Genomic DNA, 25,488 nt, shown 5'->3' with positions numbered 1-25,488 from the left:
GGCGGTCTATGGGTCGGTCCGGAAAGCGGAAATCAGGCATGGCAAAACGCGCGTGCGTGGTAAATCGTTAGCGTTGGAGACACATGGGCCGGCAATGGACAGATTCGTGAACGCGTCGCCCACGACCACAACCATCACGCCGAACTCCTGTCGCCGCGGGCGCCGCCCGAGGGCTGGCGGGCTTTCCTCGTTTTGGACGGCACGACACTACACCATCCTATGTTTCAGGCACAACCTTTCGCCGCAAATTGCGATACGGCCTCGCGAGGCCGTGGCGTAAGGCTTCAGCAAGCCCCGGCACGCGTCGCCGCGCCGCACTGTACTCTGCTGCCCGGTGCCTCAGCGTGACACGTCGCGGGGCCGTCTCGCGGCGTGGCGCGCAAGCCACATCGGCGCGTCGCCCCGGCCGTCGTCGCTCGATCGCTTCATTGGCCCGCGCAGCTATCAAGAAAGCGGCGCGGCTGCCGTTAAGAATCGGATCGGCGCGGCATATGCAGGCGGCATCCCAGCAATAACGGTGGCATCGTGCCCCGCGACGGTTAAAATCGGGAAACGACGTACCTGTTTATCAGCGGATCATCCCGGGCATGGCGACGGCGCAGCGCACCTCGCTCGCGACGGGACGAAACCGCAGCTGATGCAGATAACGACACAGCGTTGAGAGCGCGCTGCCCACGAACGAGCAAGTTGCATGTCACAGCCAGACGGATCAGAGGGTCGATGAACAGGACAACCTTGCGCCAGGTAGCCGGGCCGGTCAGCTTCGTGCTGATCGTACTCGTCTGCTGGTTCGTGGCTGGCATGGTCGCGGACCGGATGGTACAGCAAGAGCTGGACGCGGCGTTGCACACGCAGCGGCAAATGTCCACGTCGATCGTCGACAACATGGCTGAAGTGATTGCCAGCGACCTCGCGATGTCCCGCGCCATCCCCGCAACCATGGCCGAAATGGACGTGGTGCAGCGTGCCCTCGTGCAATCGCAGAATTATGCCGTGAACAGCGAGGCGGCGGAACCCGCTTTGCGAGCCGCCTTGCTCAAGGATCCGAAGATGGCCGGGGTCAGCAGGTTCCTGCACGAAGCGCAGGGCTTCTCCGGGCTCGATCAGGTCTGGATCGTCAACGCGAACGGCATCTGTGTTGCGTCGAGCGGCACGATGTCGAACCCCGAGGGTGCGCAGCAATCGTTCGTCGGCGTGGACATGCGCGCGCGCGGCTATCTGACCAACGCGCTGCTCGGCGCATTCTCCGAAGCCTACGGCGTGGGTCGCGCGAGCGGCGAGCCGGGCATCTTCATCGCCGCGCCGGTGTACGCGGACGGGCTGCTGGTCGGCGCGGTGGTCGCGAAGGTCGGCATCGCGCGGTTGCGCCACTGGGTCGCGCACGCGGGCACCTTCGTGTCCGACGACAACGGCGTCATCATCATGGCGCACAACAGCGCGCTCGAAGGCCACGCGTTGCCGAACTCGCGCGTCACGCTGATGAGCCCCGCCGAGCGGCGCATCATCTACCGCCGGGAGACGTTCCCCGACATGCTGATCCGCGAAGACACGCAAGTGCGTGAGCAGGCGCCGTGGGTGCCGGCGTCGGTCGCCGCGCAGCTGTTCGGCATGATCGAACGGCCGGCCCCGGCTCTCTATCAGAACCGCGGCGGCCTGAACTCGGGGCTCTCCGCGCACCTGGTCGATCCGCTCGCCGCGTGGCCGGAGCTGCTGCGCAACCACAAGCGCGACCACCTGCTGGTGTTCCTGACGCTGGCCGGCACCGTCGCGCTCGCGTGGGTGATCACCGTGTCCTACGTGCGCGAGCGGCGCCACCATCGCGCGACACGCGATCTCGCCGAGCAGTTGCAGTCGGCCAATACGCTGCTGTCGGCGGAGGCGCGGCACGATGCGTTGACCGGCGCGCTGTCGCGGCGCTATTTCCTCGACCTGCTACGCCACGAGATCGATCGCGCGCACGCGGGGCGCGAGCCGCTGTGCATGGCGATCGCCGATCTCGACCACTTCAAGCAGATCAACGACCGCTTCGGCCACGCCGCCGGCGACCGCGCGCTCGAACATTTCGTCGATACGTGTCGCGCCGAGCTGCGTGGCTCCGACGCGGTCGGCCGGCTCGGCGGCGAAGAGTTCGGCCTGCTGCTGCCGGCCACCGATCTGACGGGCGGGCGCGAAGTCGTCGAGCGTCTGCGGCTGCGGTTGAAAGCGGTGCCCTCGCCGAAGCTGCCGGCCTCGGCGGGGCTGAGCGTGAGCATCGGCATCACCGAACTGTCGCCCGACGATCTGCCCGAGCGTCTCATGAGCCGCGCCGATACCGCGCTGTATGCGGCGAAGACCGGCGGGCGCGACCGCACCGAAGCACTGCCGCCCGACGATACGGCGCCGCCTACGCGCACCGCGGTGAATGCCTGGTGAATGCCTGACGCTCGCCGAAATATTCAGCGCGCGACGGTATCGCCCTCTCCGCTCAGCCAACCCACACCGACACCCTGCCCCGCGCTGAAAACGACGCCGAGCCTCCCACAACGAAGCAGGTATCATCAATCCTGATATCGGATTGTCACTACCGCACTAACGGGAGATTCGCATGAAGGGAAATCTGGTGATCGTTTGTCGCGATCACGACGCTGATGCTTTCGACCATCTGCTCGCCGAATACGGCGCGTTCCAGACGCGTCTGTCGTCGACCGCGTGGTATCTGAAACTGGAGGTCGCGCCGGAACTGATTCAGGAGGAAATACTCGCGCGCCTCGGCAAATATACGACGCACTATATTTTCGAGGCGGAATCGGTGACGTGGAATACCGTCGATAGCGAAACGGCGAACGCGTTGAACACGCTGTTTTCGGACTGAGCTCTCGCCGCTCGCGATGCCGACGCCTCGCGCGCGCATCGCGACGCCAACACCCCTGCTTCTACCAGGCGTTTTCCGAGGCGGTCGCGACCCGCGGCAGCACGTCGAACGGAAAACTCATCAACACCCGCAAACCGCGGCCGCCATGATTGCCGATTTCCCATTCACCGCCCGCGCGCCGCACGAGCCGCTCGACGATCGCAAGGCCCAGCCCGCTATGGCCGTTGCCGCCTCGCGCCGGATCGAGCCGCACGAACGGCCGGCTCGCGTTGATCAGGTCCTGGGCGGCGATGCCCGTGCCGCTGTCGCTAATTGATAGCGTAAAGCTCTGCGGTGTGCGCGCGGTCGCGACGACCACCGGCGGCGCGCCATACGCATGCGCGTTGTCGATCAGATTCGACAGAATCCGGTCCAGCGTGGCCGCCGGCAGCAGAAATGACGGCCCGGCGTTCAGTTCCGTGTGCACGGTCGACGCACTGCTGGCCACCGCCCGATAGCTGCGCACGACACGCTCGCACTGCGCATCCACTTCCACGGGTTCGCTGCGGTCCGCGCCGTCGTGCGCGAACAGCAGGAACTGCTCGACGATATGCGTCATCGAATCGACGTCGCGCACGACGCCGTCGCGCGTCTTCGCGTCGTCCATCATTTCGGCGCGCAGTCGCAGACGCGCGAGCGGCGTCTTCAGGTCATGCGCGACACCGGCAAGCATCACCGCGCGATCGTTCTCGGTGCGCGCGACTTCCTGCACCATCTGATTGAAGCCATGGGTGAGTTGCCGCAACTCGCGCGGCCCGCGCTCGGGCACCGGCGGCACCGGCAGCCCGCGACCGAAGCGCGCCACCGCCTGCGCGAGCAAGCGCAGCGGCCGCTGCAGCGCCCACGCGGCGAACAGCGCCGCCATCACCGCAAACGAGAAAATGATGACGAGCCACAAGACCGTGCGGTCGAGCGAGCGCGGCATGCGCAGCGGCTGCACCGGCACGACGATCCAGTTCTGATCGGTCACGGCGCGCACCCATAGCATGGGTGGAGCGCCGGGTGGACCGACGCGCACCTGGGTGTCGGCCGGCATGCGGTCGCGCACGTCCTCGACGAAACGCGCGAGCGGCGGCGGCATGTTCGCGCTGGCCGCCGGCACGTCCGGACTCGCCGGGTCGACCAGCTTCACACGCGACGGCAGCGGTTGATCCGGTGTGCGGGCGACGTGCTGACGCACCGCGTCGACGAGGAAGGTCGCTTCCTCGACCGCGTAGCGCGTTTGCAGTTGCGAACGTTCGAGTCGCATCAGCGCATACCACGCGAAATGCGACAGCAACAGCACCGCGACGACGAGCAGCGCGAGCCGCCCGAACAGCGAATCAATGGGCCGACGCATGCTGCTCGCCGTCCGGCACGAACACGTAACCGCGGCCGCGCACGGTCTGGATGAAGCGCGGCGTGGATGGATCGGTTTCGAGAATGCGGCGCAGGCGCCACACCTGCACGTCGATGCCGCGGTCGGTGCCGTCGTACTCGGGACCGTGCAGCAGTTCCAGCAGGCGCTCGCGCGTGAGCGTGCGCATGGGGTGATTGACGAAAATCTTCAGCAGCGCGAACTCGCTGCCCGACAGCGCGAGCGGCTTGTCTTCGAGATGCAGCGTGCGCGACTGGAAATCCAGCGTGAAGCGGCCGAAGCTGAACGGCTCGCGCTGCTCGGGCGCGGCCGCCGACGGCAGCGTGCGGCGCCGCCGCAGCACCGCCTGCACGCGCGCGAGCAGTTCGCGCGGATTGAACGGTTTGCCGAGGTAATCGTCGGCGCCGAGTTCGAGCCCGACGATACGATCGACGTCGTCCGCACGCGCGGTCAGCATGATGACGGGGATATCGTCGCCCGACGCACGCAACTTGCGCAGCGCGGTGAGGCCGTCCACGCCGGGCATCATCAGGTCCAGCACGATGAGGTCGGGGCGCTCGCGCTCGAGGCGCCGTTCGAGCGAGCCCGCGTCGTGCAGCACCGAAACTTCGATGCCCTGACGGGCGAGATAGTCGCGCAACAGATCGCGCAGTTCGACGTCGTCGTCGACGACCAGGATTTGAGTAGCCATGGAATGAAGTTTAACGCGCAGGTAAAAGGGATTTCGTTTTCCAAACGGTCTGAAGGGTTACCGGGTGTTACGGTGAAAGCCACACGTAATTGCTGGTAATAGCGGCGTCCGGGCGCGTAACACAGCGGCGCACGCGGTTCTCTACGCTGTGCCTTACCGAGTGCAGGCAGTCCAAAGACCGGTTGCTTCGTCGGCTATTCCATTACAAGGAGCCTCATATGTCCACCAAAAAGATGTCGCGCGTTCTCGCCGTTGCTGCCACCGCTCTCGCCATCGGCGCTGGCGCCGCTTACGCCGCCCAACCCGCCGAGCAGGCGCACGGCGGGCCCGGCGGCTGGCATGGCCACTTCATGAAGGAACTGACCCAACTCCACGACCGGCTGAAGCTGAACGCGGATCAGGAAAAGCTGTGGCAAAACGCGCTCGATACGATGAAGCAGAACCGCGAAGCGATGCGCGCCAACCACAAGCAGGTTCAAGATCAGTTCAAGGCCGCACAGCAACAGCCGATCCTGGATCTGAACGCGATGGCCGCGACGCATCAGCAGATCGAGCAGAAGGACGCGCAACTGCGTCAGCAAACCACCGACGCGTGGCTGAAGTTCTATAACGGCCTGAACGACCAGCAGAAGACCACCGTCAGCACGGCGCTGAAGCAGCGCTTCGCGCGGATGGAGCAGCGTCACGAGAAGATGCGCGAGCGCTGGGAGCATCACAAGGGCGCGGCGTCGGCGCCGGCCGCCAATCAATAAGCGGCGCATTCGCGAGGCGGACCAGGGAGGGCGCCTCGCTAATAGAAAAACGCCACGGAAGAGGTTTTCCGTGGCGTTGCTGTTTGGCGCTGCTCGCCGCTCGATCGGCGGCCCGCGCGAATCGACCGCCTGAATCAGCCGTTCAACTGACCCAGATCGAACAGCAGCACTTCCGCGTCGTCGCCCTTTTCCAGCGTCACCGTGTCGACGTCGCTGAGCTTCGCGGCATCGCCCGCCTCGAGCACCGTGCCGTTCACGCTCAGCGTGCCGCGCGCGACGTGCAGATAGCCGAGGCGCCCCGCCGGCAGCGCGAACGTCGCGTGTTCGGCGCCGTCGAACAGTCCCGCGTAGATCGACGCGTCCGCATGGATCGTCACCGAGCCGTCACGGCCGTCGGGCGACGCGATCACGCGCAGGCGGCCGCGCTTGCTGTCGGCGTCGAAGCGCTTTTCCTCGTAGCCGGGCTGGTCGCCCGCGCGGCGCGGGATGATCCAGATCTGCAGCAAGTGCGCGAGTTCGTCGCGCGACGCGTTGAACTCGCTATGCTGCACGCCGGTGCCCGCGCTCATGCGCTGCACGTCGCCGGGACGGATCGTCGAGCCATTGCCCATGCTGTCGCGATGCGCGAGCGCGCCTTCGAGCACATACGTGACGATCTCCATGTCGCGATGCCCGTGCGCGCCGAAACCCTGACCGCCAGCGATGCGGTCTTCGTTGATCACGCGCAGCGGCCCGAAGTGCACGTGCTCGGGGTCGCGGTAATCGGCAAACGAGAAGCTGTGATACGAGTCGAGCCAGCCGTGGTTGGCGTGACCGCGTTCTGCGGAGCGGCGAATCTCGATCATGGAAAGTCTCCCGGTAAGTAGTCAATCAGAGCGATGTTGGGAATGTAGGGGTTGCGCCCCCCCATAACAATCGTGCGCAACCGCACCGCAGCGTTCCATCGCTGCATGCAATCGCGCGACCGGCGAGCCCATCGCGCGGAAAGCCCGGCGCCCGGATGCCCCGCGCCCGGCAGCCCGGCGCCCGGCAGCCCGGCGCCCGCAAAACCGCGCCGGCGTCGCGCACGCACAACGCGTTGCACGGCGTCTTGCCGCTCGATGCCGCGCTGCGCTGGCAGCTTGCCGCTCTTCGGGTAAAATACCGCGCTTTTCAAGCCGCGTGGACGTCCCGCGGGACGTGCAGGCCGCGCCGGCAAGCCTCGGCGGGCGGGCCGCAACCGGTGCGCGACGGGCTTCGACTCGGCACCAGACCGTGCGAGCCACGCCCGATAAGCACCGAACGCGCCGCACCGGCGCGCCACGTCGGACGAACCCGCCCGCGCAAGGACGACCAGAGCGCGGCGACGATCCCTGCGGCACGTCAATTTTGACCGCCTAGAATACCGACCGTCGGCCCTCGGCCGGTGCTCGTCGAGTCGTGTCATTACGACGATCAGTTTGATTCAGGAGAAACATGAAGAAGTTCGCACTGTGCGTGGCTCTGGCAGTCACGGCCACCGGCGCGATGGCGAAAGAATGGAAAACGGTGCGCATCGGGGTCGACGCAAGTTATCCGCCATTCGAATCGAAGTCGCCTGATGGCGACATCGTCGGTTTCGATGCCGATCTGACCCGCGCGCTGTGCGCGAAGATGAACGTGAAGTGCGTGTGGGTCGCGCAGGATCTCGATGGCATCATCCCGGCGCTGAAAGCTCGCAAGTTCGACGCGATCATTTCCTCGCTGAGCGTCACCGACAAGCGCCGCGAGCAGATCGACTTCTCCGACAGGATGTTCGACGCGCCCGCCCGCATGATTGCGAAAACCGGTTCGCCGCTTCTGCCCACCCCTGAATCGCTGAAAGGCAAGCACGTCGGCGTCGAGCAGGGTTCGACGCAGGAACAGTACGCGAAGACCTGGTGGGAGCCGAAGGGCGTGCTCGTCGTGTCGTACCAGAATCAGGACCAGGTGTACGCGGATCTCGCGTCGGGGCGCCTCGACGCCGCGCTGCAGGACGAAGTGCAGGCCGACGCCGGCTTTCTGAAGACGCCGCGCGGCAAAGGGTTCTCCTGGGCCGGTCCGGAAGTGAAAGATCCGCAGACGATCGGCGAAGGCACCGCGATCGGTCTGCGCAAGGGCGATGCCGAGCTGAAGGCGAAGTTCAATCAGGCGCTCGCCGAGGTTCATCAGGACGGCACGTTCAAGAAGCTCGAAAAGCAGTACTTCGATTTCGACATTTATCCTGGCCGTTGAGCGAAACAGGCAGGATACTGCGCAGTAAGCCGGCTCGTGCCGGTGGCGGTGAAAGCGGCAACGAAGGTGGCGACACCAGGCAGTAGATTCAAAACAATCCGAGACGAAAGTCCCACAAGCGCGCTGCAGGAGCACCAACGTTTCTGCAGCATGATTTGCACAGCGGCACGCTGTGCGCCGCGGATCACGGCGAGCCAGGCGCTCGTCCCCGACGCGGCGCTACGCGGACCGCGTCTTTCGCGGTGCGCGTAGCGCATCGTCGTGGACTACCTATGTTCCTTCAAGGCTACGGCCCGCTGCTTCTCAGCGGCACCTGGCAAACCGTCAAGCTGGCGGTGTTCTCGCTCGCGCTCGCGTTCGTGCTCGGCCTGCTCGGCGCGGCGGCGAAATTGTCGAAGAACCGTCTGTCGAACGGCATCGGCACGGTGTATACGACGCTCGTGCGCGGCGTGCCCGATCTCGTGCTGATGCTGCTGCTGTTCTATAGCATCCAGATCTGGCTGAACAACCTGACCGACGCGCTCGGCTGGGAGCAGATCGACATCGACCCGTTCGTGGCCGGCGTCGCGGTGCTCGGCTTCATCTACGGCGCGTACTTCACCGAGACGTTCCGCGGAGCGTTTATCGCGGTGCCGCGCGGCCAGCTCGAAGCGGGCGCCGCCTACGGCATGACGAGCTGGCAGGTGTTCTCGCGCGTCATGTTCCCGCAAATGATGCGCTTCGCGCTTCCGGGCATCGGCAATAACTGGCAGGTGATGGTCAAGGCGACCGCGCTCGTGTCGATCATCGGTCTCGCCGACGTCGTCAAGGCCTCGCAGGACGCCGGCAAGGGTACCTTGCGGTTCTTCTTCTTTACCCTGCTCGCGGGGGCGATCTATCTCGTCATCACCACCGTGTCGAACTTCGTGCTGATGTACCTCGAAAAGCGTTACTCGACCGGCGTGCGAAAGGCGGATCTATGATCGAGATCATTCAGCAATACTGGCGCAACTATCTGTTCACCGACGGCTATCGCTTCACCGGCGTCGCGATCACGTTATGGCTGCTGGTCGTGTCGATCGGCCTCGGCTTCTGCCTGTCGGTGCCGCTCGCGGTCGCGCGCGTGTCGAAGAAGAAATGGCTCGCGGGCCTCGTGTGGCTCTATACGTATATCTTCCGCGGCACGCCGCTCTACGTGCAGCTGCTGCTGTGCTACACGGGTCTCTACAGCCTCGAGATCATCCGCAACAACGAGCTGACCAACGCGTTCTTTCGCGACGGCATGCACTGCACGCTGCTCGCGTTCACGCTGAATACCTGCGCGTACACGACCGAAATCTTCGCGGGCGCGATCAAGGCGACGCCCTACGGCGAGATCGAAGCGGCGCGCGCGTACGGCATGTCGTCGTTCACGCTGTACCGGCGCGTGATTCTGCCGTCGGCGCTGCGCCGCGCACTGCCCTACTACAGCAACGAAGTGATCCTGATGCTGCACGCGACCACCGTCGCGTTCACGGCCACGGTGCCGGATATCCTGAAGATCGCGCGCGACGTGAACTCCGCGACGTATCAGTCGTTCAATGCGTTCGGCATCGCCGCGCTGCTGTATCTGTGTATTTCTTTCGCGCTCGTGTGGCTGTTCCGCCGCGCCGAGCGTCGCTGGCTCGCTTACCTGCGGCCGCAAGGCAAGTAACTGCGCGTCCCTGGACAAGCAAGCTCGTTAAGGATCCTGATGAACTCCAAGAAGCAGAAGCTCTTCGTCGACGAGCTTCACAAAAAGTACGGCGACAACGAAGTCCTCAAGGGCGTGTCGCTGAAAGCCAATGCCGGCGACGTCATCAGCGTGATCGGTTCGTCCGGTTCGGGCAAGAGCACGATGCTCCGCTGCATCAACTTTCTCGAACAGCCGAACGCGGGGCGCATTTTCGTCGACGGTGAGGAAGTGCGCACGCAGACCGCCAGGGACGGCGCGTTGCGCGTGTCGGACCCGAAGCAGTTGCAGCGTGTGCGCACCAAGCTTTCGATGGTGTTCCAGCACTTCAACCTGTGGTCGCACATGAACGTGCTCGAGAACATCATCGAGGCGCCGGTGCATGTGCTCGGTCTGAAGCGCAAGGAAGCCGAGGACCGCGCGCGCGAATATCTGGAGAAGGTCGGTCTCGCGCCGCGTCTCGAGAAGCAGTATCCGTCGCATCTGTCGGGCGGCCAGCAGCAGCGTGTCGCGATCGCGCGGGCGCTGGCAATGCACCCCGATGTGATGCTGTTCGACGAGCCGACCTCCGCGCTCGACCCGGAGCTCGTCGGCGAAGTGCTGAAGGTAATGCAGAAGCTCGCCGAGGAGGGCCGCACGATGATCGTCGTCACGCACGAAATGGGCTTCGCGCGCAACGTGTCGAACCACGTGATGTTTCTGCACCAGGGCCGCGTCGAGGAAGAAGGCCATCCCGACGAAGTGTTCAGGAACACGAAGAGCGAACGTCTGAAGCAATTCCTGTCGGGCAGTCTCAAGTAATAAAATTACCCGCGACTTATGATGCGAATAGCATGGAAAATGTAGTCCATGTAGTTTTACAAGGCGCTTACGAGCGCCTTTTTCGTTTCTACCCTGCCCTTCCGCCCGGCCATTCGAACGACGAAAAAGCGCCGAAAATCCCACAAAACGGGCCGTTCAGGCCGAGTTTTCGCTCTACACTGCCACTTTTGACTCGTCAATAGTGGCAATCCTTAATGCGACCGCTTCCAGGCCGCGATTCCCTTGCCGGACAAGACTTTGCGCCTTTTCCCGAGGAACTGCTTCGGGTGCCGGCCCACATTCGTATTGCAATTTGGCGACACCCCTGGTGGACGGTACTAATTTCTTCTTCCAGTTAAAGTTATTTTTGATAAATTGGTAACCAAAGTACCAAAACAAAGTTGATTAAAAGTAGTTTCACTTCAAAACGCAGAGGAGAACCGGTCGGCGTGGGATCGGCATGATGCAAAGATAGCTCGACGCTACATGTCATGACAGGAGAATCCCTATCCACCCGCCACTCTCCCTGGTACCGCTTTCTGTTCGGTGCTTATCGCGTCCGAACACCACTCGCAGTACTGGGTTTCTTTTTTGACAGGGTATGGAGGAGAAGATGAAGAAAGCTTTGCTCGTCGCTGCGCTGATGTCGGCCGGCGTTGTTGCACACGCTCAGAGTAGCGTCACGCTGTATGGCCGTTTGGATGCAGGTCTCGAGTACATGTCGGGCGTCCCGACAGGCGCTAACGCCAACGGCGCGGCCAACACCAGCTCGAACCGCTTCAAGGCGGAAAGCGGCGACTGGGGCACCAGCCTGTGGGGCATGAAGGGTGTCGAGGACATCGGCGCCGGCAACAAGATCCTGTTCCAGTTGGAAGGCTCGTTTAACACGATGACGGGCGCAGGTCCCGGCGGCGGCGGTCTCTTCAATCGCTGGGCAACGGTCGGTATTTCGAACAACCAGTACGGTACGTTCACGATGGGCCGCATGCTCTTCATCTCGAACGGCGTGTGGGACTTCGACCCGTTCGGTCAGTCGAACTGGTCGTCGGCATCGCTGGTGCGTGGCCGCAACTGGCCGCAGTCGAGCAACAACTTCGCGTACCAGTCGCCGAAGATCGCAGGCTTTGACTTCTACGGTCAGTACGCGCTGTCGAACGCGACGAGCTGGAACGGTAACGGCACGACGCCGCAAGGTCGCGAAGCTGGCGCGCAGGTCACCTACACGACCTCGCTCTTTCAGGTCCGCGGTCTGTACGACGAAATCCGCAACCCGACGACCGGTGGGTTGTGGGGTGGCCCGGTTGCCAACAACGGTATCAATACGGCTAACACGGCCAACGGCGTATTCGCTGCATCGCGCGAGTACTCCGCTCTGCTGAACGTGTTCCTCGGCCAGTTCAAGATTCAGGCTGCTTACCAGGCAGTCCGTTCGGCAGGCGCAACGGGGGTTCTGCCCGGTCAGCCGACCACGCTCGATCACGAATGGGGCGGTGTGACGTGGCAGGCAACGCCGGCTGCAGCACTGATCGCGGCGGTCTACCACGTGAACGGCAACAACGGCGCGGGCAATGCGACGATCTACACGATCGGCGGTTCGTACAACCTGTCGAAGCGCACGCTGCTCGACCTGCAGGCAGCGACGGTGCGCAACAGCCGCAATGCTAACTTCGGTCTGAACGCGAACAATGCGGGCTTCGCCGCTGCAACGGACAACCCGCTGCAAGGCCGCCAGCAAAGCGGCGTGTACGCAGGTATCCAGCACTCGTTCTAATCGAACGGTACGCCCCGAGGGTCATCCCTCGGGGTGCAATACAGGTTTCTTCGAGAGAATCTTTTTCACGCTGCTGCGAGAGGCGCGTATCGGTGCGATATCCGCAAGGGTATTGCACCGTTTTTTATTCGGCGCACGGTTTTTGCCGTTGCGCGCACCGGGCCGGTGCGTGATTGCGTCGGCTTATACCGCTGCTTCGTTCTCTTCGCCGGTACGGATACGGATCACGCGCTCGACGTCCGCGACGAAGATCTTGCCGTCGCCGATCTTGCCGGTACGCGCCGCGCCGATGATCGCGTCGATGACCTGATCGCACTGGCTGTCCGCGACCACGACTTCGATCTTCACTTTCGGCAGAAAGTCGACCACGTATTCCGCACCACGATAGAGCTCGGTATGCCCTTTCTGGCGGCCGAACCCCTTGACCTCGGTAACGGTCAGGCCGGTGAGGCCGACTTCCGCGAGGGCCTCGCGCACTTCGTCGAGTTTGAACGGTTTGATGACTGCGGTGATGCGCTTCATGGCGAACCTCGTCTCTTGATGGGAAGAGTGGAAAGGAAAAGGATGATTTTTATTCTACGCCGCGCCGGATGCATTGCGGCATCCGCGCGCGGGTGTCGTCTTTCACTCCACCGGTTCGGTGTAGCGCGACGTGATCGGATAACGCCAGTCGCGGCCGAACGCGCGATGCGTGACGCGAATGCCGATCGGCGCCTGACGGCGCTTGTACTCGTTGATCTTGATCAGGCGCGTGACGCGCTTCACGTCGTCGACCTGATAACCCGCCGCGATGATCTCCGCGAGCGAACGGTCCTCCTCCATATACATGCGCATGATCGCGTCGAGTACTTCGTATTCGGGCAGGCTGTCCTGGTCGGTCTGGTTCTCGCGCAGCTCGGCGGACGGCGCGCGCGTCAGAATCCGCTCGGGAATCACGTCGCGCGTCGCAAACGTGGTGGCCGCGTTGCGATAGCGGCACAGCCGGTACACGAGCGTCTTCGCGATGTCCTTGATCACCGCGAAGCCGCCGGCCATGTCGCCGTACAGCGTGCAATAGCCGACCGCCATCTCGCTCTTGTTGCCGGTGGTCAGCACGATCGAGCCGAACTTGTTCGACAGCGCCATCAGCAGCGTGCCGCGAATGCGCGCCTGAATGTTCTCTTCGGTCGCATCTTCGGCGCGGCCCGCGAACTCTTCGGCGAGCGAGCCGCGGAACGCGTCGAACATCGGCGCGATCGCGATCTCGTCGTAGCGCACGCCGACGCGGCGCGCCATCTCGGCGGCGTCGCTGGTCGAGATATCGGCCGTGTAGCGCGACGGCATCATCACCGCGCGTACCTTGTCGGCGCCGAGCGCATCGCATGCAACGGCCAGCACGAGCGCCGAATCGACGCCGCCCGACAGACCGATCAAAGCACCAGGAAAACCGTTCTTGCCGATGTAGTCGCGCACGCCCATGACGAGCGCCGCGTAGACCTGCGCTTCGATCGACTGCTCCGGCGCGATCGCGGCCGGCAGCGGCGTGCCAGCGTCGAACTCGACGACAGTCGTGGCTTCCTCGAACTGCGCGAGCTTCGCGACGAGTTCGCCCCGCGCGTCGAGCACGAACGAACCGCCATCGAACACGAGTTCGTCCTGGCCGCCGACCATGTTCACGTAGACCATCGGAATACCGGTCTCGCGAATGCGCGCGCGCAGGATGTCGAAGCGCACCGCTTCCTTGTTGAGGTGGTACGGCGAGCCGTTCGGAATCAGCAGCACCTGCGCGCCCGCGGCCTTTGCCATCTGCGCGGCCGACGCATGCCACGCGTCCTCGCAGATCACGACACCGTACTTGACGCCGTCGAGTTCGAACACGAACGGCTGCGGGTCGGAGGCGAAGTAGCGTTTCTCGTCGAACACTTCGGTGTTCGGCAGATCCTGCTTGCGATAGGTGCCCTTCACTTCGCCGTCGACGATCAGCGATGCCGCATTGAACGTATCGACTGGCGGCACGCCGCGCTCGATCGGCGCGTTTGCATTACCATGGCCGTTCGCCGGGCGGTACGCGAGGTTGTCCGACCCGTCGCGCAGCGGATGGCCGACGATCACATGCAGACCGGTGAACGGCTTCAACTGTGCGGCGAGATCGGCCAACGCGGCCGCGCTCGCGGTGTAGAACGCGGGGCGCAGCAGCAGGTCTTCGGGCGGATAACCCGACAGCGCGAGTTCAGGCGCGACCAGCAGCTTCGCACCATCGCTGTGCGCGGCGCGCGCGGCGGCGACGATCTTCGCGACGTTGCCGGCGAAGTCGCCGACGGTGACATTGATTTGAGCAAGAGCGATTCGGGTCTTCATGGCAGGATCGACAGGCAAGCCTTCACGGCTCGCGGTACCGCGGCTCGATGGCTCGACGGGATTGAACAAACCGGATAAACGAACTCAACGAACGACGTGGCAGCGTCAGTTTCACAGCGCCGCGCCGGTCATTGCATACAGTCACTCAGATTGAACCAGCAACGTATCGATTATCGCACGGGCATTCTGGCCTCGCCCTCCGAGGTGGACGCCGCCGAGTGGAACGCCCTCCTCGCCGCGCAGGCGCAGCCCACGCCGTTTTTGCGGCACGAGTTTCTGAGCGCGCTCAACGCGACGCAATGCGCGGTTCCCGACACCGGTTGGGCGCCGCAATTCGTCACGCTGACCGACGCGCGCACGGGCATGCTCGCAGCGGCGGCGCCCGTCTATCTGAAGGGACACTCGTACGGCGAGTACGTGTTCGACTGGGCCTGGGCCGACGCGTACAAGCGCAACGGCCTGCCCTATTACCCGAAGCTGCTGTGCGCGGTGCCCTTCACGCCGGTACAGGGCAACCGGCTGCTGTCGGCGAACGAGCATGCGTTGCGCCATCTCGCGGCCACGTTGATGGCGTTCGCCGAGCAGGCCGAGGTGTCGTCGCTGCACGTGCTGTTTCCGACGCAGAGCGAAGCGAACGCGCTCACCGATATCGGCATGATGCAACGCGAAGGCGTGCAGTTTCACTGGCTCAACGACGGCTATCGCGACTTCGAAGACTTTCTGTCGACGCTCGAACAGAAGAAGCGCAAGAACATCCGCGCCGAACGGCGCAAGGTGCACGAGGCCGGCATCACGATGCGAAGGATCCGCGGCGCAGACATCGAGGATGCCGATTGGCGCTTCTTCAGCAAGTGCTATCGGCAAACCTATCGCGAGCATTTTTCGAGTCCGTATCTGAACCTCGATTTCTTCCGGATGATCGGCGCGTCGATGCCGGAGAATCTGCTGCTCGTGATCGCCGAATACGAAGGCAAGCCGATCGCGAGCTCGCTCGTCGTCTATCAGCGCGACGAGAAAACCGGCGGCACCTTGTATGGCCGCTACTGGGGCGCGCTCGAACACGTGCCGTGCCTGCACTTCGAAACCGCGTACTATCAGCCGCTCGAATTCTGCATCGAAGAAAAGCTCGGCGCATTCGAAGGCGGCGCGCAGGGCGAGCACAAGATGGCGCGCGGCTTTCTGCCCACGGTCACGCGCTCGACGCATTGGCTCGCGCATCCGGCGTTCGGCGATGCGGTCGGCCATTTCCTCGATAACGAAAAAAACAGCATCCACGCTTACGTGGACGAGCTGCGCGAACACAATCCGTTCAAAGGCTAGAAGCGCGGTTATGGCGTGGTTTCTCTATCTGCTCGAATGCTCGGACGGCAGCGTCTATACCGGCATCGCGACCGATGTCGCTGCTCGCTTCGACAAACATCTGAGCGGCACGGGCGCGCGTTATACGCGCTCGCGCAAGCCGGTGCGGGTGCTGGCGTCGTTCGAGCTGGCGGACCGGTCGAGCGCGTCGAGCGCCGAGTATTGGGTCAAGCGGCTCACGGCGGCCGATAAACGGGCGCTGGCGGCCGGGGCGTTCACGCTGCAGTCGGTGTTGCCGGTTGCAGCGGTGAATGATGTCGCGGAAGACGGCGAGCGTTCCGACGGCTGAGTCGTGCTACCCCCTCGCCTCCCGCATCCTCTCCGTCAGCAGCCGATGCACCCGCGCCAGCTCGCCCACCACATCTGCTTCCAGCGACGTCAACTGCTCGCGAGCGGGTAACTCGAGCCGCACCGGCCGTAACGTGCGGTTCAGCGCGGCCTCGATCGCCGCGCTGATCGCCTCGACCCATTCGTCGAGTTCGCTATGCATGTCGCGACGGTTCGCGGTGAGGCGCAACTGCGTCGCGGTGCCGGCCATCCGTCGCAGCAGGCTCAGCACCGTCAGCGTGACCGTGTCGGCCATCGAGTCCTCGAGCTTTTCGAGCCGCACGCGGCCGATCGCTTCCTCCGCGTTGTTGCTGGTGAGGCCCGCGGCGCGGCGCAATTGCTCGATCTCCTTGCCGCCATGCCGAGGCGCGTCGAGCGACGCGCGCAGATACGCCAGATTCGCGCGCACCGCGTCGCCGAGATAGACGCGCACATCGAGCTTCTCGCGCGTCGGCCATAGAAGGAACGTCGCGAGCAGCGCGAGCACGCAGCCGAGCACGTTGTTGCCGAGCCGCGTCAGCGCGAACGCCAACTCGTTGGCGCCCGGCGTCGCGAAGTCGGCGACCAGCACGAAGGTCGGCGTCAGGAACAGCACGAACAGGCTGTAACTGACGGGGCGCAGCGCCATCGTCGCCATCACCAGCGGGAACACCGCGAGCGAGATGCCGAGCGGCGAATGAATCGCATAGCCGATCGCCGCCGCGAGCACGCCGCCGACGATACTGCCCGTCGCGCGTTCGATGCTGCGCGGCCAGGTCGCGGCGATCGACGGCTGCAGGATCAGCAGCGTGGCCATCGTGGCCCAATAGCCGAACGGCAGACCGAGCGCGCGAATCACGACGAAGCCCGCCGTCGTCGTCACGCCGACACGCGCCGCATGGCGCAAGCCGACCGACTGCCACGACAGGTTGGCCTTCAGCGTCGACCACGCGCGCGCCGTATAACGCGCGATGCACGCGCTCCACGGCTCGACGTGCACCTCACGCGGCGCGAAATCGACGAGCTCGAAACCGGATTGCAGCTTCACCGGTTCGAGCAACGCGCTTTCGAGCCGATGCGCGAGACGCCGCAGACGCGCCTGCGGGTCCGCGAGACGTTCCCAGCGCGCGTCGCCGGTCGCGCTGCCGATGTCGCTGAGCACTTCGCCGATCGCATTGAGCGAGCGCACCGCGCGTTGCGTGCGGCGCGAATCGTCGGGCACTTTCGCGCCCGCGCCCGACACAGCGATCAGATACGCGAACAGCGCTTCGCCATCGGTCAGCAGGCCGAGCAACGTGTCGTAGACGGCCGCCCCGCCCGCCTTCGATGCGGGCACGTTCGCGAGCGCATCGCGCGAACGTTCGAGCGACGCGCGCGCATCGGCGCGAAAGCGCGTGGCATGCGTGGCCCATTCGCGCGGCGCGGCACGGCCGCCGACAAGCCGCGCGCTGTCGAACGCGACATCGGCGAGGCGCAGATACACCGCGCGCAACGACGCGCGGCTCGCGCCGAATGGATGAATGCGCCACACCGTCAAGCTCAGCACGATCGCGAACAGACAGCCGACCAGATAGACGCCGAGAAACGCGACACCCGCGCGCGCGTCGTGCATCGGCCGATCGACCATCACGATGCAGGCGGTCGCCGCGAGGATCGTCACCTGCGACGTGGCCGCGCCCCAGATGCGGCCGAACGCGCCGAGCGTCGTGAACGCGAGCACCGCGAGCGCGGCCCACGCGGCACCCGAGGCGGACGCGAACGCGGTCATGCCGCCGCACAGCGTCGACAGCAGCGCGAAGCTCATCATCGACATGAAGCGCGCGCGGTTCGAGCCGGCGGCATCGGCGAGGCAGGTCCAGAACGCGCCGATCGCCGCCCACGCAAACACCGGATCGTGCAGCACGTTGCCGAGCGCGAGCATCGCCGTCGATGCGCACGCCGCCCTCAAGCCCTCCGACAGATTCGCCTCGCTCGCCGCGAACGACACCATCCAGACCGGCCGCTTGCGATAGATCGCGGTGACGACCGAATGCAGCCGGGTCGACCAGCGCGGCGATGTCGAGTGGGGCTTGCTGCGGTTCATCATCCGGACCGTGGTTCTTGAAGTGATGGAAACGCGCGTAGATGCCGTGAGTTCGCGCGCGAGGTCGTGCGGCGAATGATAAGGGTTTACACCTAAATATAAAAATGCGTTCCGTTCATCGGAGCGATGCGTTCAGGTTATGCGCGCGAGACGACGCGTGCCAGACGAAGATCGCGGCGCTTGTTGCACGGTAGTCGAATGCCGCGCAAATCAGATGAAAAAACCGCGCGGTCCTTGCGGACTCGCGCGGTTTTCGTACTGCATGCAGCAAGCGGATGAACCGCGGCGCGCTTACTTCTTGTAGTTCGCCACGCCTTCGCTGATTTCCTTGTGGGCAGCATCGACGTCGGCCCAGCCTTCGACCTTGACCCACTTGCCCTTCTCGAGCGCCTTGTATTGCTCGAAGAAGTGCTTGATCTGGTCCTTCAGGTAAGCGGGCACGTCGTCGACCGACTTCAGGTTCGCCGTCATCGGGCAGATCTTGTCGTGCGGCACGGCGATCAGCTTCGCGTCGACACCGGACTCATCAGTCATCTGCAGCATGCCGAGCGCGCGGGCACGCACGACCGAGCCTGCCAGCAGCGGGAACGGCGTGATCACCAGCACGTCGACCGGGTCGCCGTCGCCCGACAGCGTCTGCGGAATGAAGCCGTAGTTGGCCGGATAGCGCATGCCGGTGCCGATGAAACGGTCGACGACGAGCAGGCCCAGGTCCTTGTCGGCTTCGTACTTCACCGGGTCGCTTTGCGCCGGGATTTCGATGATGACGTTGAAATCGTGCGGAAGGTCATTGCCTGCGGGAACGTGATTGAAGCTCATGAGCGCTCTCTGAAGGGGATGGAAATCGGAAGGCGGCGAACGGCGCGCGGGCTGCGGATGCGGTGCGAACTGTGTGCGAACCGCGAACGTCGGGCACTGATGAAACCCTCTCGCCCCGAACGACGGGGCCGCGCACCGGACCGTACGGAATGCGCCATTATAGCCAATCGGCAGGTGGCATCCGCGGTCGGATCGGCGCGATAATCGGCTGGCGTCTCGCTTCGCGTCTCTACCGTTTTGTGTCTCCCGTTCGAACCCGCGCCGCCGCACGCCGGCCGCACGTCATCAAGGAGCATGCGTGGAAGAAGCACGGCATTTCATCGGCGGCGAGTGGTGCGCCGCTTCCGGCGGCGAATCGATCGCCGTACTCGATCCCTCGGACGGCCAGCCGTTCACGCGCATCGCGCGCGGCACCGAGGCCGATATCGACACCGCCGTGCACGCCGCACGCGCAGCGTTCGACGGCGCATGGGGCGCGCTGAGCGCCGCCGAGCGCGGCCGCGTGCTGTACCGGCTGTCGCTGCTGGTGACAGCGCGCCAGGAAGACCTTGCACGGCTCGAAGCGCGCGACACCGGCAAACCGCTCAGGCAGGCGCGCGCCGACGCCGCCGCCCTGACCCGCTACTTCGAGTTCTACGCCGGCGCGGCCGACAAGCTGCACGGCGAAACCCTGCCCTACCAATCCGGCTACACGGTGCTGACGATCCGCGAGCCGCACGGCGTGACCGGCCACATCGTGCCGTGGAATTACCCGATGCAGATCTTCGGGCGCAGCGTCGGCGCGGCGCTCGCGACCGGCAATGCATGCGTCGTCAAACCGGCCGAGGACGCGTGCCTTTCCGTGCTGCGCGTCGCAGAGCTCGCCGCCGAGGCCGGCTTGCCGGCCGGTGCGCTGAACATCGTGACCGGCTATGGACACGAAGCGGGCGTCGCGCTCGCGCGTCATCCGGGCATCGATCACATCTCCTTCACGGGCTCGCCCGAAACCGGCAAGCTCGTCACGCAGATGGCCGCCGAAAACCACGTGCCGGTCACGCTCGAACTCGGCGGCAAGTCGCCGCAAATCGTGTTCGCCGACGCCGATCTCGACGCCGCGCTGCCGGTGCTGATCTCCGCGATCGTGCAGAACGCCGGGCAAACCTGCTCGGCGGGCAGTCGCGTGCTGATCGAGCAGGCGATTTACGAGCCGCTGCTCGACAGACTCAGCAGCGCCTTTCAGGCGTTGCGCGTCGGGCCGTCGAATGCCGACCTCGACTGCGGACCGCTGATCAGCGCGAAACAGCAGCAACGCGTGTGGGACTTTCTGTCGGACGCGCAACACGACGGCATCGCGATGGCCGCGCACGGCGAGGTGATTCCCGAAGCGCCTGAAAGCGGCTTCTATCAGGCCCCGACCTTGCTGCGCGACGTGCCCGCGAGCCACCGCCTCGCGCGCGACGAAGTGTTCGGTCCGGTGCTCGCCGCGATGTCGTTCCGCGACGAAGCCGAAGCGCTCGCGCTCGCGAACGGCACGCAGTTCGGGCTCGTCGCCGGCATCTGGACACGCGATGGCGCGCGCCAGATGCGCCTCGCCCGACGCGTGCGCTCGGGCCAGGTGTTCATCAACAACTATGGCGCGGGCGGCGGCGTCGAATTGCCGTTCGGCGGCGTCAAGCATTCGGGACATGGTCGCGAGAAAGGCTTCGAGGCGCTGTATGGCTTTACGGTGCTGAAGACGATCGCGATCCGGCACGGCTAGCGGGTGCCGTAGGGCTCGCTCGCGATCGGCGCGAGCAGCACGTTACACGCAACAACGCATCGCTCTATCCATCACAAACAACGGAGACATCATGCGGTTGACAGGTAAAACGGCCATCGTCACGGGCGGCGGTTCGGGTTTCGGCGAAGGCATCGCAAAGACCTTTGCGCGCGAAGGCGCGAACGTCGTGGTCAACGACCTCAACGGGCCGGCCGCCGAGCGCGTCGCGAGTGAGATCGCGATTGCGGGCGGCAAGGCGATCGCGGTCCCCGGCAACGTCGCGCAACGCGACGACTGGCGCACGCTGCGCGAGGCCGCGCTGGAAGACTTCGGCAGCGTGCAGATCGTCGTCAACAACGCGGGCACCACGCATCGCAACAAGCCGGTACTCGAGGTGACCGAGGCCGAGTTCGACCGCGTCTATGCGGTGAACGTGAAGAGCATCTACTGGAGCGTGCAGGAGTTCGTGCCGTATTTTCGCGAGCAAGGCGGCGGCAGCTTCATCAATATCGCGTCGACGGCGGGCGTGCGGCCGCGGCCCGGGCTCGTCTGGTACAACGGCAGCAAGGGCGCGGTGATCGTCGCTAGCAAGTCGCTCGCCGTTGAGCTGGGGCCGGAGCGGATTCGCGTGAACTGCGTGAATCCGGTGATCGGTGAGACCGCGCTGCTGTCCGAGTTCATGGGGGTCGAGGATACGCCGCAGAACCGGCAGAAGTTCCTGGCAGGGATTCCTCTCGGGCGGTTTTCGACGCCGCAGGATATTGCGAATGCGGCGCTGTATCTGGCTTCGGATGAGGCGGAGTTTATTACCGGCGTGTGCCTCGAAGTGGATGGGGGGCGCTGCGTGTAGCGGTAGGTGAAGCGCTGCGCACGCACTGCGTGCGCAGTCAGTGTTTTCCCCCGATATCGATTCGTCCTGCAAAAGACCTGGCGCGGATAGAATCGTGCGGCGGCGGCACTTCAATTCCATAAAAAAGAGGAGACGTAGTCATGGCTAGTCCTGCAAATCCGCTTCATCATCCCGGCGCTGGCGCGCCGCCTTCGACGTTCGAAGAGGCGACTTATCGCAAGGTTACCTGGCGGCTCGCGCCGCTATTGATGCTCTGCTACATCGTTGCCTATCTGGACCGTGTGAACGTCGGCTTCGCGAAGCTGGGGATGAGCACCGATCTTGGCTTGAGCGATGCCGTGTATGGCTTCGGCGCGGGGATTTTCTTCCTCGGCTATTTCATCTTCGAAGTGCCGAGCAACGTGATCCTGCATAAGGTCGGCGCGCGTGTCTGGATCGCGCGGATCATGATTTCGTGGGGCGTGATATCCATGCTGACGATGTTAGTCACCACGCCGACGATGTTTTATGTGATGCGCTTTTTGCTTGGACTTGCAGAGGCGGGGTTCTTTCCTGGGATTATTTTGTATCTCACCTACTGGTATCCGGCGCATCGGCGTGGACGGATGACGACCTGGTTTATGACGGCGATTGCGTTGTCGGGGGTGATTGGTGGGCCGGTGTCTGGGTACATCCTGAAGAACTTCAACGGCGTGAACGGGTGGCACGGGTGGCAGTGGCTGTTTCTGCTCGAGGGGGTGCCGTCGGTGCTGGTTGGGATCATCGTGTTCGTGATGCTCGATGATCGGATTTCGAAGGCTAAGTGGCTGACCCGGGAAGAGCAGCAGTTGCTTGAGAGTCAGGTGTCGGCTGAGGAAGCGACCAAGCACGATATGCCGATTCGGCAGGTACTCACTAGCGGGCGGGTGTTGATGTTGAGCCTCACGTACTTCTCGTTTGTGATGGGGCTTTATGGGGTGAGCTTCTGGTTGCCGACGATTATCAAATCGACCGGCGTTACCGATGCGTTTTTGATTGGGCTGCTATCGGCGGTGCCGTTTGCGGCGGCTGTTGTGGCGATGGTGTTTGTGGCGCGGAGTGCGGATCGGTCGAGGGAACGGAGATGGCATATTGCGTTGCCGGCGTTTCTTGGTGCTGTGGGGCTCGTGCTTTCCGTCGTTTGGGCGCATAACACCCTGCTTGCCATGACTGGGTTGACGCTGGCTACCATGGGCATCCTCACTACACTGCCGTTGTTTTGGAGTTTGCCTACGGCGATTCTGGCAGGCACCGGCGCCGCTGCCGGGATTGCGATGATTAATTCGATTGGCAACCTTGCCGGTTTCCTTAGTCCTTATGCTGTGGGGTGGTTGAAGGAGGTTACCGCGGCGAACGATTCGGGGATGTATATGTTGGCGGCGTTCATGGTGCTGGGCGGTTTGCTTGCTATTAGTGTGCCGGCGAGGATGGTTAATAAGTAACCTTGGCCGACGATGAACTGCCTAGCGGCCCGGCACGAACAACCCGCCGCGCCTCGAAACCGTCGTGGCACGGTGTTCCTTTTGCGCAAAGGTGATTTCGATGTCCGGCACTTCCGGCGCCAACGCCCCGCGCCTAAAGTCAGGTCAGCCTTCGGATGCGGATCCTCACAAATGGAACCGCGCGAAGCCCCCTCAAAACTCAAAAGGAGCAAGACCATGCTGACCAGGACATCCCCCGCGCTTCTCACCAAACCGAATGTCGCCACGGAAGACGCGCAATACTTCGAATACACTTCGTCCGCCAATCCGATTGGTGCGAAGCTCATCTCGCGTGTGCCGTTCTGCAGCTTCTCGCCTTCGCTTTATGCAGACGGCGCAACCCGAGTCGTGCCGCTTGACCTGTCTGCGGAGTTGGGCTGCCCGGGTCCCGCGACCGGTCCCGGCTTGAGCGCCAACTTCCTGCGCATCAATGCGGGCGACGCGTTGACACTCGATCCCAATGCGACCTCGCAGGTCTGCTACGTCATTAGCGGAGCGGGTAGCGTGCAGCAGTCCGAAACGAGCTTCCCCTTTTCGATGGGCGATTTCTTCACGTTCCCGGGCGGCCATGCCACGGTGCTGTCCGCTGCTGCGACGGCCACGCTCTATTACGTCAATGACGCGCCGCTGCTCACCTATCTTGGTACCACCGGGGTACATGCGCGCTTTGCGCCGACACGCTATCCGGCCGCCGAGGCGCAGGCAGCACTGCGCGCGGTCGCGGAACAAGCGAACGCGGGTCGTCGCAACCGCATCAGCGTACTAATGGGCAACACCAACTTTCCGCACACGCGCACGGTCACGCATGTGTTGTGGGCGATGTTCGGCATCGTGCCGCCCAACTCGGTGCAGAAGCCGCACCGGCACCAGTCGATTGCACTCGACTTCATCGCCAGCGGCAAGCCGGGTGTCTATACGCTGGTCGGAACGGAACTGGACAGGGATGGCAATATCGTGAAGCCGACCCGCGTCGATTGGAAAACGGGAATGGCATTCGTCACGCCGCCGGGACACTGGCATGCGCATTTCAACGAAACGAACGAAAACGCCTATGTGATTCCGATTCAGGATGCAGGCTTGCAGACTTACCTGCGCACGCTAGACATCCGCTTCGCCCAACAAGGCTGACGCTCCAGTGCGAGGCCGTCGTCCCAGTACGGCGGCTCGCCAAACGACTCGGCATAGAAATCCACGAAGGCGCGCACCTTCGACGAGACGATCTTCTTCGGTGGGTAGACCGCCCAGACCGCGGGTTCGGCTCGTCCGGTGCGTGCTTCCCATTCCGGTAGCACGTGCTGCAAGCGTCCTCCGCGCAGGGCCGTAGAGGCGAGCCATGTCGGCAGGAGCGCCACGCCACAACCGGCCACGGCGAGCGCGAGCACGGCTTCGGAGTCGTCAGCGCGCAAGCGCCCCTGCAACTCCACCAGCACCTGTTCCTGTTCTTGCGACGCCCGCGCGTCCGCGGTGACCAGCGTGAAATACCATTTGTCGTCCGGGACCAGGGACACGCGAAGCGCATCGCGCGCGGCCAGATCGCCAGGCACACGCGGTGTGCCGCTACGCGCGAAATACGCCGGGCTGCCACAGACGATACGACGATGCGGTGCCAGGCGCCTCGCCATCAATGACGAATCGGGCAGCACGCCGGTACGGATCGCCACATCAATGCCCGCATCGATCATGTTGAGCGTTTCGTCCGTAGAGACGATGTCGAGGTCGATATCAGGATAGCGCGCCATGAAGGCCGGCAGATGCGGCACGATGTGCAGGCGGCCGAATGCCGGTGGCATTGTCACGCGCAGCACGCCTTGTGGCGTGCGATTTAGCGACGACGTCACTTCGCGCGCGTCATCGAGTGCTTGCAACGCTAACAAGGCATGTTCACGAAACAGCCGGCCGCCTTCTGTCAGGACGAGGCCGCGCGTCGACCGGTTGAATAGGGCGATGCCTAGATCTCTTTCGAGTTCGCTTACGTAGCGGGAGACAGTCGAGGTCTTGACTGACAGTGCATTGGCCGTCTTGCTGAAGCTCTGCAGTTCCGCTGCGCAAACGAAGGCCCGTACTGCGGCGAAGTAGTCCATGGACTGTCTGACGTGGATGGGATTACCTGGCTTTTGCCGAGACCGGTAGTGTACTGCCCCGGCGCGGGCGAGTGTCGCTCGTTCCCCGGCTGCAGCCCGGCAGCGATTGGCGGCACGCGACCCCTTCGAGTCACTCAATCCACGTTGACGAATGTCCCCTTGCTGCCCTACAGGAGGCCATCGTCAATCTGTTCGCCCCGAAGGGCTTTTCAAGTCAAGGCCGAAGGTAGTC

22 protein-coding genes are annotated in these 25,488 nt (G+C 64.0%); 14 read left to right on the top strand and 8 right to left on the bottom strand.

Annotated features, from left to right (window positions below; genetic code table 11):
- Positions 1-720 precede the first annotated feature (720 nt).
- Positions 721-2,412, top strand: a complete 1,692-nt coding sequence (locus OKW26_RS38190; RefSeq protein WP_429356802.1) for a sensor domain-containing diguanylate cyclase — start codon at positions 721-723, stop codon at positions 2,410-2,412.
- A 172-nt stretch (positions 2,413-2,584) separates the two neighbouring features.
- Positions 2,585-2,851, top strand: a complete 267-nt coding sequence (locus OKW26_RS38185; protein WP_018419782.1) for a hypothetical protein — start codon at positions 2,585-2,587, stop codon at positions 2,849-2,851.
- 61 nt (positions 2,852-2,912) lie between these two features.
- Here the strand turns inward: OKW26_RS38185 and OKW26_RS38180 are convergent, their stop codons facing one another.
- On the bottom strand, positions 2,913-4,229 hold the full coding sequence (locus OKW26_RS38180) for an ATP-binding protein (protein WP_184059533.1): 1,317 nt from the start codon (positions 4,227-4,229) through the stop codon (positions 2,913-2,915).
- Entirely contained in the window at positions 4,213-4,938 is a 726-nt protein-coding gene (locus tag OKW26_RS38175) for a response regulator (protein ID WP_090803560.1), read from the bottom strand. The genes OKW26_RS38180 and OKW26_RS38175 overlap by 17 nt, the downstream gene beginning before the upstream one ends.
- 218 nt (positions 4,939-5,156) lie before the next feature.
- Between OKW26_RS38175 and OKW26_RS38170 the strand changes: the two genes are divergently transcribed.
- Entirely contained in the window at positions 5,157-5,690 is a 534-nt protein-coding gene (locus OKW26_RS38170; protein ID WP_090803559.1) for a periplasmic heavy metal sensor, read from the top strand.
- Between the two features lie 134 nt (positions 5,691-5,824).
- On the opposite strand, the gene OKW26_RS38165 is transcribed toward OKW26_RS38170, so the two are convergent.
- Positions 5,825-6,535, bottom strand: a complete 711-nt coding sequence (locus OKW26_RS38165; RefSeq protein ID WP_018419778.1) for a pirin family protein — start codon at positions 6,533-6,535, stop codon at positions 5,825-5,827.
- A gap of 610 nt (positions 6,536-7,145) precedes the next feature.
- Between OKW26_RS38165 and OKW26_RS38160 the strand changes: the two genes are divergently transcribed.
- The 5 genes from OKW26_RS38160 to OKW26_RS38140 all read left to right on the top strand — a co-directional run bounded on the left by OKW26_RS38160 (position 7,146) and on the right by OKW26_RS38140 (position 12,184).
- Positions 7,146-7,922, top strand: a complete 777-nt coding sequence (locus tag OKW26_RS38160; RefSeq protein WP_429356801.1) for an ABC transporter substrate-binding protein — start codon at positions 7,146-7,148, stop codon at positions 7,920-7,922.
- A gap of 272 nt (positions 7,923-8,194) precedes the next feature.
- Positions 8,195-8,884, top strand: a complete 690-nt coding sequence (locus OKW26_RS38155; protein ID WP_184007926.1) for an ABC transporter permease — start codon at positions 8,195-8,197, stop codon at positions 8,882-8,884.
- The gene (locus tag OKW26_RS38150; RefSeq protein ID WP_018419774.1) at positions 8,881-9,594 is read left to right on the top strand and encodes an ABC transporter permease; all 714 of its coding nucleotides are present in this window, start codon (positions 8,881-8,883) and stop codon (positions 9,592-9,594) included. The genes OKW26_RS38155 and OKW26_RS38150 overlap by 4 nt, the downstream gene beginning before the upstream one ends.
- Before the next feature lie 39 nt (positions 9,595-9,633).
- Positions 9,634-10,413, top strand: a complete 780-nt coding sequence (locus tag OKW26_RS38145) for an ABC transporter ATP-binding protein (RefSeq protein ID WP_184021339.1) — start codon at positions 9,634-9,636, stop codon at positions 10,411-10,413.
- 613 nt (positions 10,414-11,026) lie between these two features.
- Complete coding sequence (locus OKW26_RS38140) at positions 11,027-12,184, top strand: porin (protein WP_187613462.1); 1,158 nt, start codon at positions 11,027-11,029, stop codon at positions 12,182-12,184.
- A 183-nt stretch (positions 12,185-12,367) separates the two neighbouring features.
- On the opposite strand, the gene glnK is transcribed toward OKW26_RS38140, so the two are convergent.
- Positions 12,368-12,706 carry a P-II family nitrogen regulator gene (glnK, locus tag OKW26_RS38135; RefSeq protein WP_013088783.1) on the bottom strand — a complete coding sequence of 113 codons (339 nt, stop codon included), beginning with the start codon at positions 12,704-12,706 and terminating at the stop codon, positions 12,368-12,370.
- Positions 12,707-12,808: 102 nt separating this feature from the next.
- Positions 12,809-14,521, bottom strand: a complete 1,713-nt coding sequence (locus OKW26_RS38130) for an NAD+ synthase (protein WP_429356800.1) — start codon at positions 14,519-14,521, stop codon at positions 12,809-12,811.
- A gap of 150 nt (positions 14,522-14,671) precedes the next feature.
- Between OKW26_RS38130 and OKW26_RS38125 the strand changes: the two genes are divergently transcribed.
- Positions 14,672-15,841 (top strand): GNAT family N-acetyltransferase, encoded by a 1,170-nt coding sequence (locus OKW26_RS38125; RefSeq protein WP_429356799.1) that lies wholly within the window; start codon positions 14,672-14,674, stop codon positions 15,839-15,841.
- Positions 15,842-15,851: 10 nt separating this feature from the next.
- On the top strand, positions 15,852-16,169 hold the full coding sequence (locus OKW26_RS38120) for a GIY-YIG nuclease family protein (protein WP_429356798.1): 318 nt from the start codon (positions 15,852-15,854) through the stop codon (positions 16,167-16,169).
- A 6-nt stretch (positions 16,170-16,175) separates the two neighbouring features.
- On the opposite strand, the gene OKW26_RS38115 is transcribed toward OKW26_RS38120, so the two are convergent.
- Positions 16,176-18,272, bottom strand: a complete 2,097-nt coding sequence (locus tag OKW26_RS38115; RefSeq protein ID WP_429356797.1) for an FUSC family protein — start codon at positions 18,270-18,272, stop codon at positions 16,176-16,178.
- Between the two features lie 288 nt (positions 18,273-18,560).
- Positions 18,561-19,088, bottom strand: coding sequence for an inorganic diphosphatase (gene ppa, locus OKW26_RS38110; RefSeq protein ID WP_090803541.1), 528 nt, complete (start codon positions 19,086-19,088; stop codon positions 18,561-18,563).
- A gap of 298 nt (positions 19,089-19,386) precedes the next feature.
- Between ppa and OKW26_RS38105 the strand changes: the two genes are divergently transcribed.
- From OKW26_RS38105 to OKW26_RS38090, 4 genes are all read left to right on the top strand, one after another.
- A complete protein-coding gene (locus OKW26_RS38105; protein WP_429356796.1) occupies positions 19,387-20,826 on the top strand; it encodes an aldehyde dehydrogenase family protein in 1,440 nt (479 codons plus the stop codon).
- A 91-nt stretch (positions 20,827-20,917) separates the two neighbouring features.
- Positions 20,918-21,676, top strand: a complete 759-nt coding sequence (locus tag OKW26_RS38100) for an SDR family oxidoreductase (RefSeq protein ID WP_090803537.1) — start codon at positions 20,918-20,920, stop codon at positions 21,674-21,676.
- A gap of 140 nt (positions 21,677-21,816) precedes the next feature.
- Complete coding sequence (locus OKW26_RS38095) at positions 21,817-23,136, top strand: MFS transporter (RefSeq protein ID WP_429356795.1); 1,320 nt, start codon at positions 21,817-21,819, stop codon at positions 23,134-23,136.
- A 216-nt stretch (positions 23,137-23,352) separates the two neighbouring features.
- Positions 23,353-24,303: a cupin domain-containing protein gene (locus OKW26_RS38090; RefSeq protein ID WP_429356794.1), complete on the top strand. Its 951-nt coding sequence runs from the start codon at positions 23,353-23,355 to the stop codon at positions 24,301-24,303.
- On the opposite strand, the gene OKW26_RS38085 is transcribed toward OKW26_RS38090, so the two are convergent.
- Positions 24,261-25,256 carry a LysR substrate-binding domain-containing protein gene (locus OKW26_RS38085; RefSeq protein ID WP_429356793.1) on the bottom strand — a complete coding sequence of 332 codons (996 nt, stop codon included), beginning with the start codon at positions 25,254-25,256 and terminating at the stop codon, positions 24,261-24,263. The two genes, OKW26_RS38090 and OKW26_RS38085, sit on opposite strands and share 43 nt — an antisense overlap.
- Positions 25,257-25,488: the final 232 nt, after the last annotated feature.

It is taken from the genome of Paraburkholderia sp. 32 (assembly GCF_050435345.1).
Classification (GTDB): Bacteria; Pseudomonadota; Gammaproteobacteria; order Burkholderiales; family Burkholderiaceae; genus Paraburkholderia; species Paraburkholderia tuberum.
Note: the sequence above shows the minus strand (reverse complement) of the source record. Positions and strands in the feature narration are given on the sequence as shown.

What these genes read in the sequence shown, in the direction of transcription:
- OKW26_RS38185 (WP_018419782.1), top strand. Translation starts at nt 2,585, where the DNA reads ATGAAGGGAAATCTGGTGATCGTTTGTCGCGATCACGACGCTGATGCT.
- OKW26_RS38130 (WP_429356800.1), bottom strand. Translation starts at nt 14,521, where the DNA reads ATGAAGACCCGAATCGCTCTTGCTCAAATCAATGTCACCGTCGGCGAC.
- OKW26_RS38160 (WP_429356801.1), top strand. Translation starts at nt 7,146, where the DNA reads ATGAAGAAGTTCGCACTGTGCGTGGCTCTGGCAGTCACGGCCACCGGC.
- OKW26_RS38145 (WP_184021339.1), top strand. Translation starts at nt 9,634, where the DNA reads ATGAACTCCAAGAAGCAGAAGCTCTTCGTCGACGAGCTTCACAAAAAG.
- OKW26_RS38165 (WP_018419778.1), bottom strand. Translation starts at nt 6,535, where the DNA reads ATGATCGAGATTCGCCGCTCCGCAGAACGCGGTCACGCCAACCACGGC.
- OKW26_RS38140 (WP_187613462.1), top strand. Translation starts at nt 11,027, where the DNA reads ATGAAGAAAGCTTTGCTCGTCGCTGCGCTGATGTCGGCCGGCGTTGTT.
- OKW26_RS38180 (WP_184059533.1), bottom strand. Translation starts at nt 4,229, where the DNA reads ATGCGTCGGCCCATTGATTCGCTGTTCGGGCGGCTCGCGCTGCTCGTC.
- OKW26_RS38150 (WP_018419774.1), top strand. Translation starts at nt 8,881, where the DNA reads ATGATCGAGATCATTCAGCAATACTGGCGCAACTATCTGTTCACCGAC.
- OKW26_RS38100 (WP_090803537.1), top strand. Translation starts at nt 20,918, where the DNA reads ATGCGGTTGACAGGTAAAACGGCCATCGTCACGGGCGGCGGTTCGGGT.
- ppa (WP_090803541.1), bottom strand. Translation starts at nt 19,088, where the DNA reads ATGAGCTTCAATCACGTTCCCGCAGGCAATGACCTTCCGCACGATTTC.
- OKW26_RS38120 (WP_429356798.1), top strand. Translation starts at nt 15,852, where the DNA reads ATGGCGTGGTTTCTCTATCTGCTCGAATGCTCGGACGGCAGCGTCTAT.
- OKW26_RS38085 (WP_429356793.1), bottom strand. Translation starts at nt 25,256, where the DNA reads ATGGACTACTTCGCCGCAGTACGGGCCTTCGTTTGCGCAGCGGAACTG.
- OKW26_RS38095 (WP_429356795.1), top strand. Translation starts at nt 21,817, where the DNA reads ATGGCTAGTCCTGCAAATCCGCTTCATCATCCCGGCGCTGGCGCGCCG.
- glnK (WP_013088783.1), bottom strand. Translation starts at nt 12,706, where the DNA reads ATGAAGCGCATCACCGCAGTCATCAAACCGTTCAAACTCGACGAAGTG.
- OKW26_RS38170 (WP_090803559.1), top strand. Translation starts at nt 5,157, where the DNA reads ATGTCCACCAAAAAGATGTCGCGCGTTCTCGCCGTTGCTGCCACCGCT.
- OKW26_RS38090 (WP_429356794.1), top strand. Translation starts at nt 23,353, where the DNA reads ATGCTGACCAGGACATCCCCCGCGCTTCTCACCAAACCGAATGTCGCC.
- OKW26_RS38190 (WP_429356802.1), top strand. Translation starts at nt 721, where the DNA reads ATGAACAGGACAACCTTGCGCCAGGTAGCCGGGCCGGTCAGCTTCGTG.
- OKW26_RS38175 (WP_090803560.1), bottom strand. Translation starts at nt 4,938, where the DNA reads ATGGCTACTCAAATCCTGGTCGTCGACGACGACGTCGAACTGCGCGAT.
- OKW26_RS38155 (WP_184007926.1), top strand. Translation starts at nt 8,195, where the DNA reads ATGTTCCTTCAAGGCTACGGCCCGCTGCTTCTCAGCGGCACCTGGCAA.
- OKW26_RS38115 (WP_429356797.1), bottom strand. Translation starts at nt 18,272, where the DNA reads ATGATGAACCGCAGCAAGCCCCACTCGACATCGCCGCGCTGGTCGACC.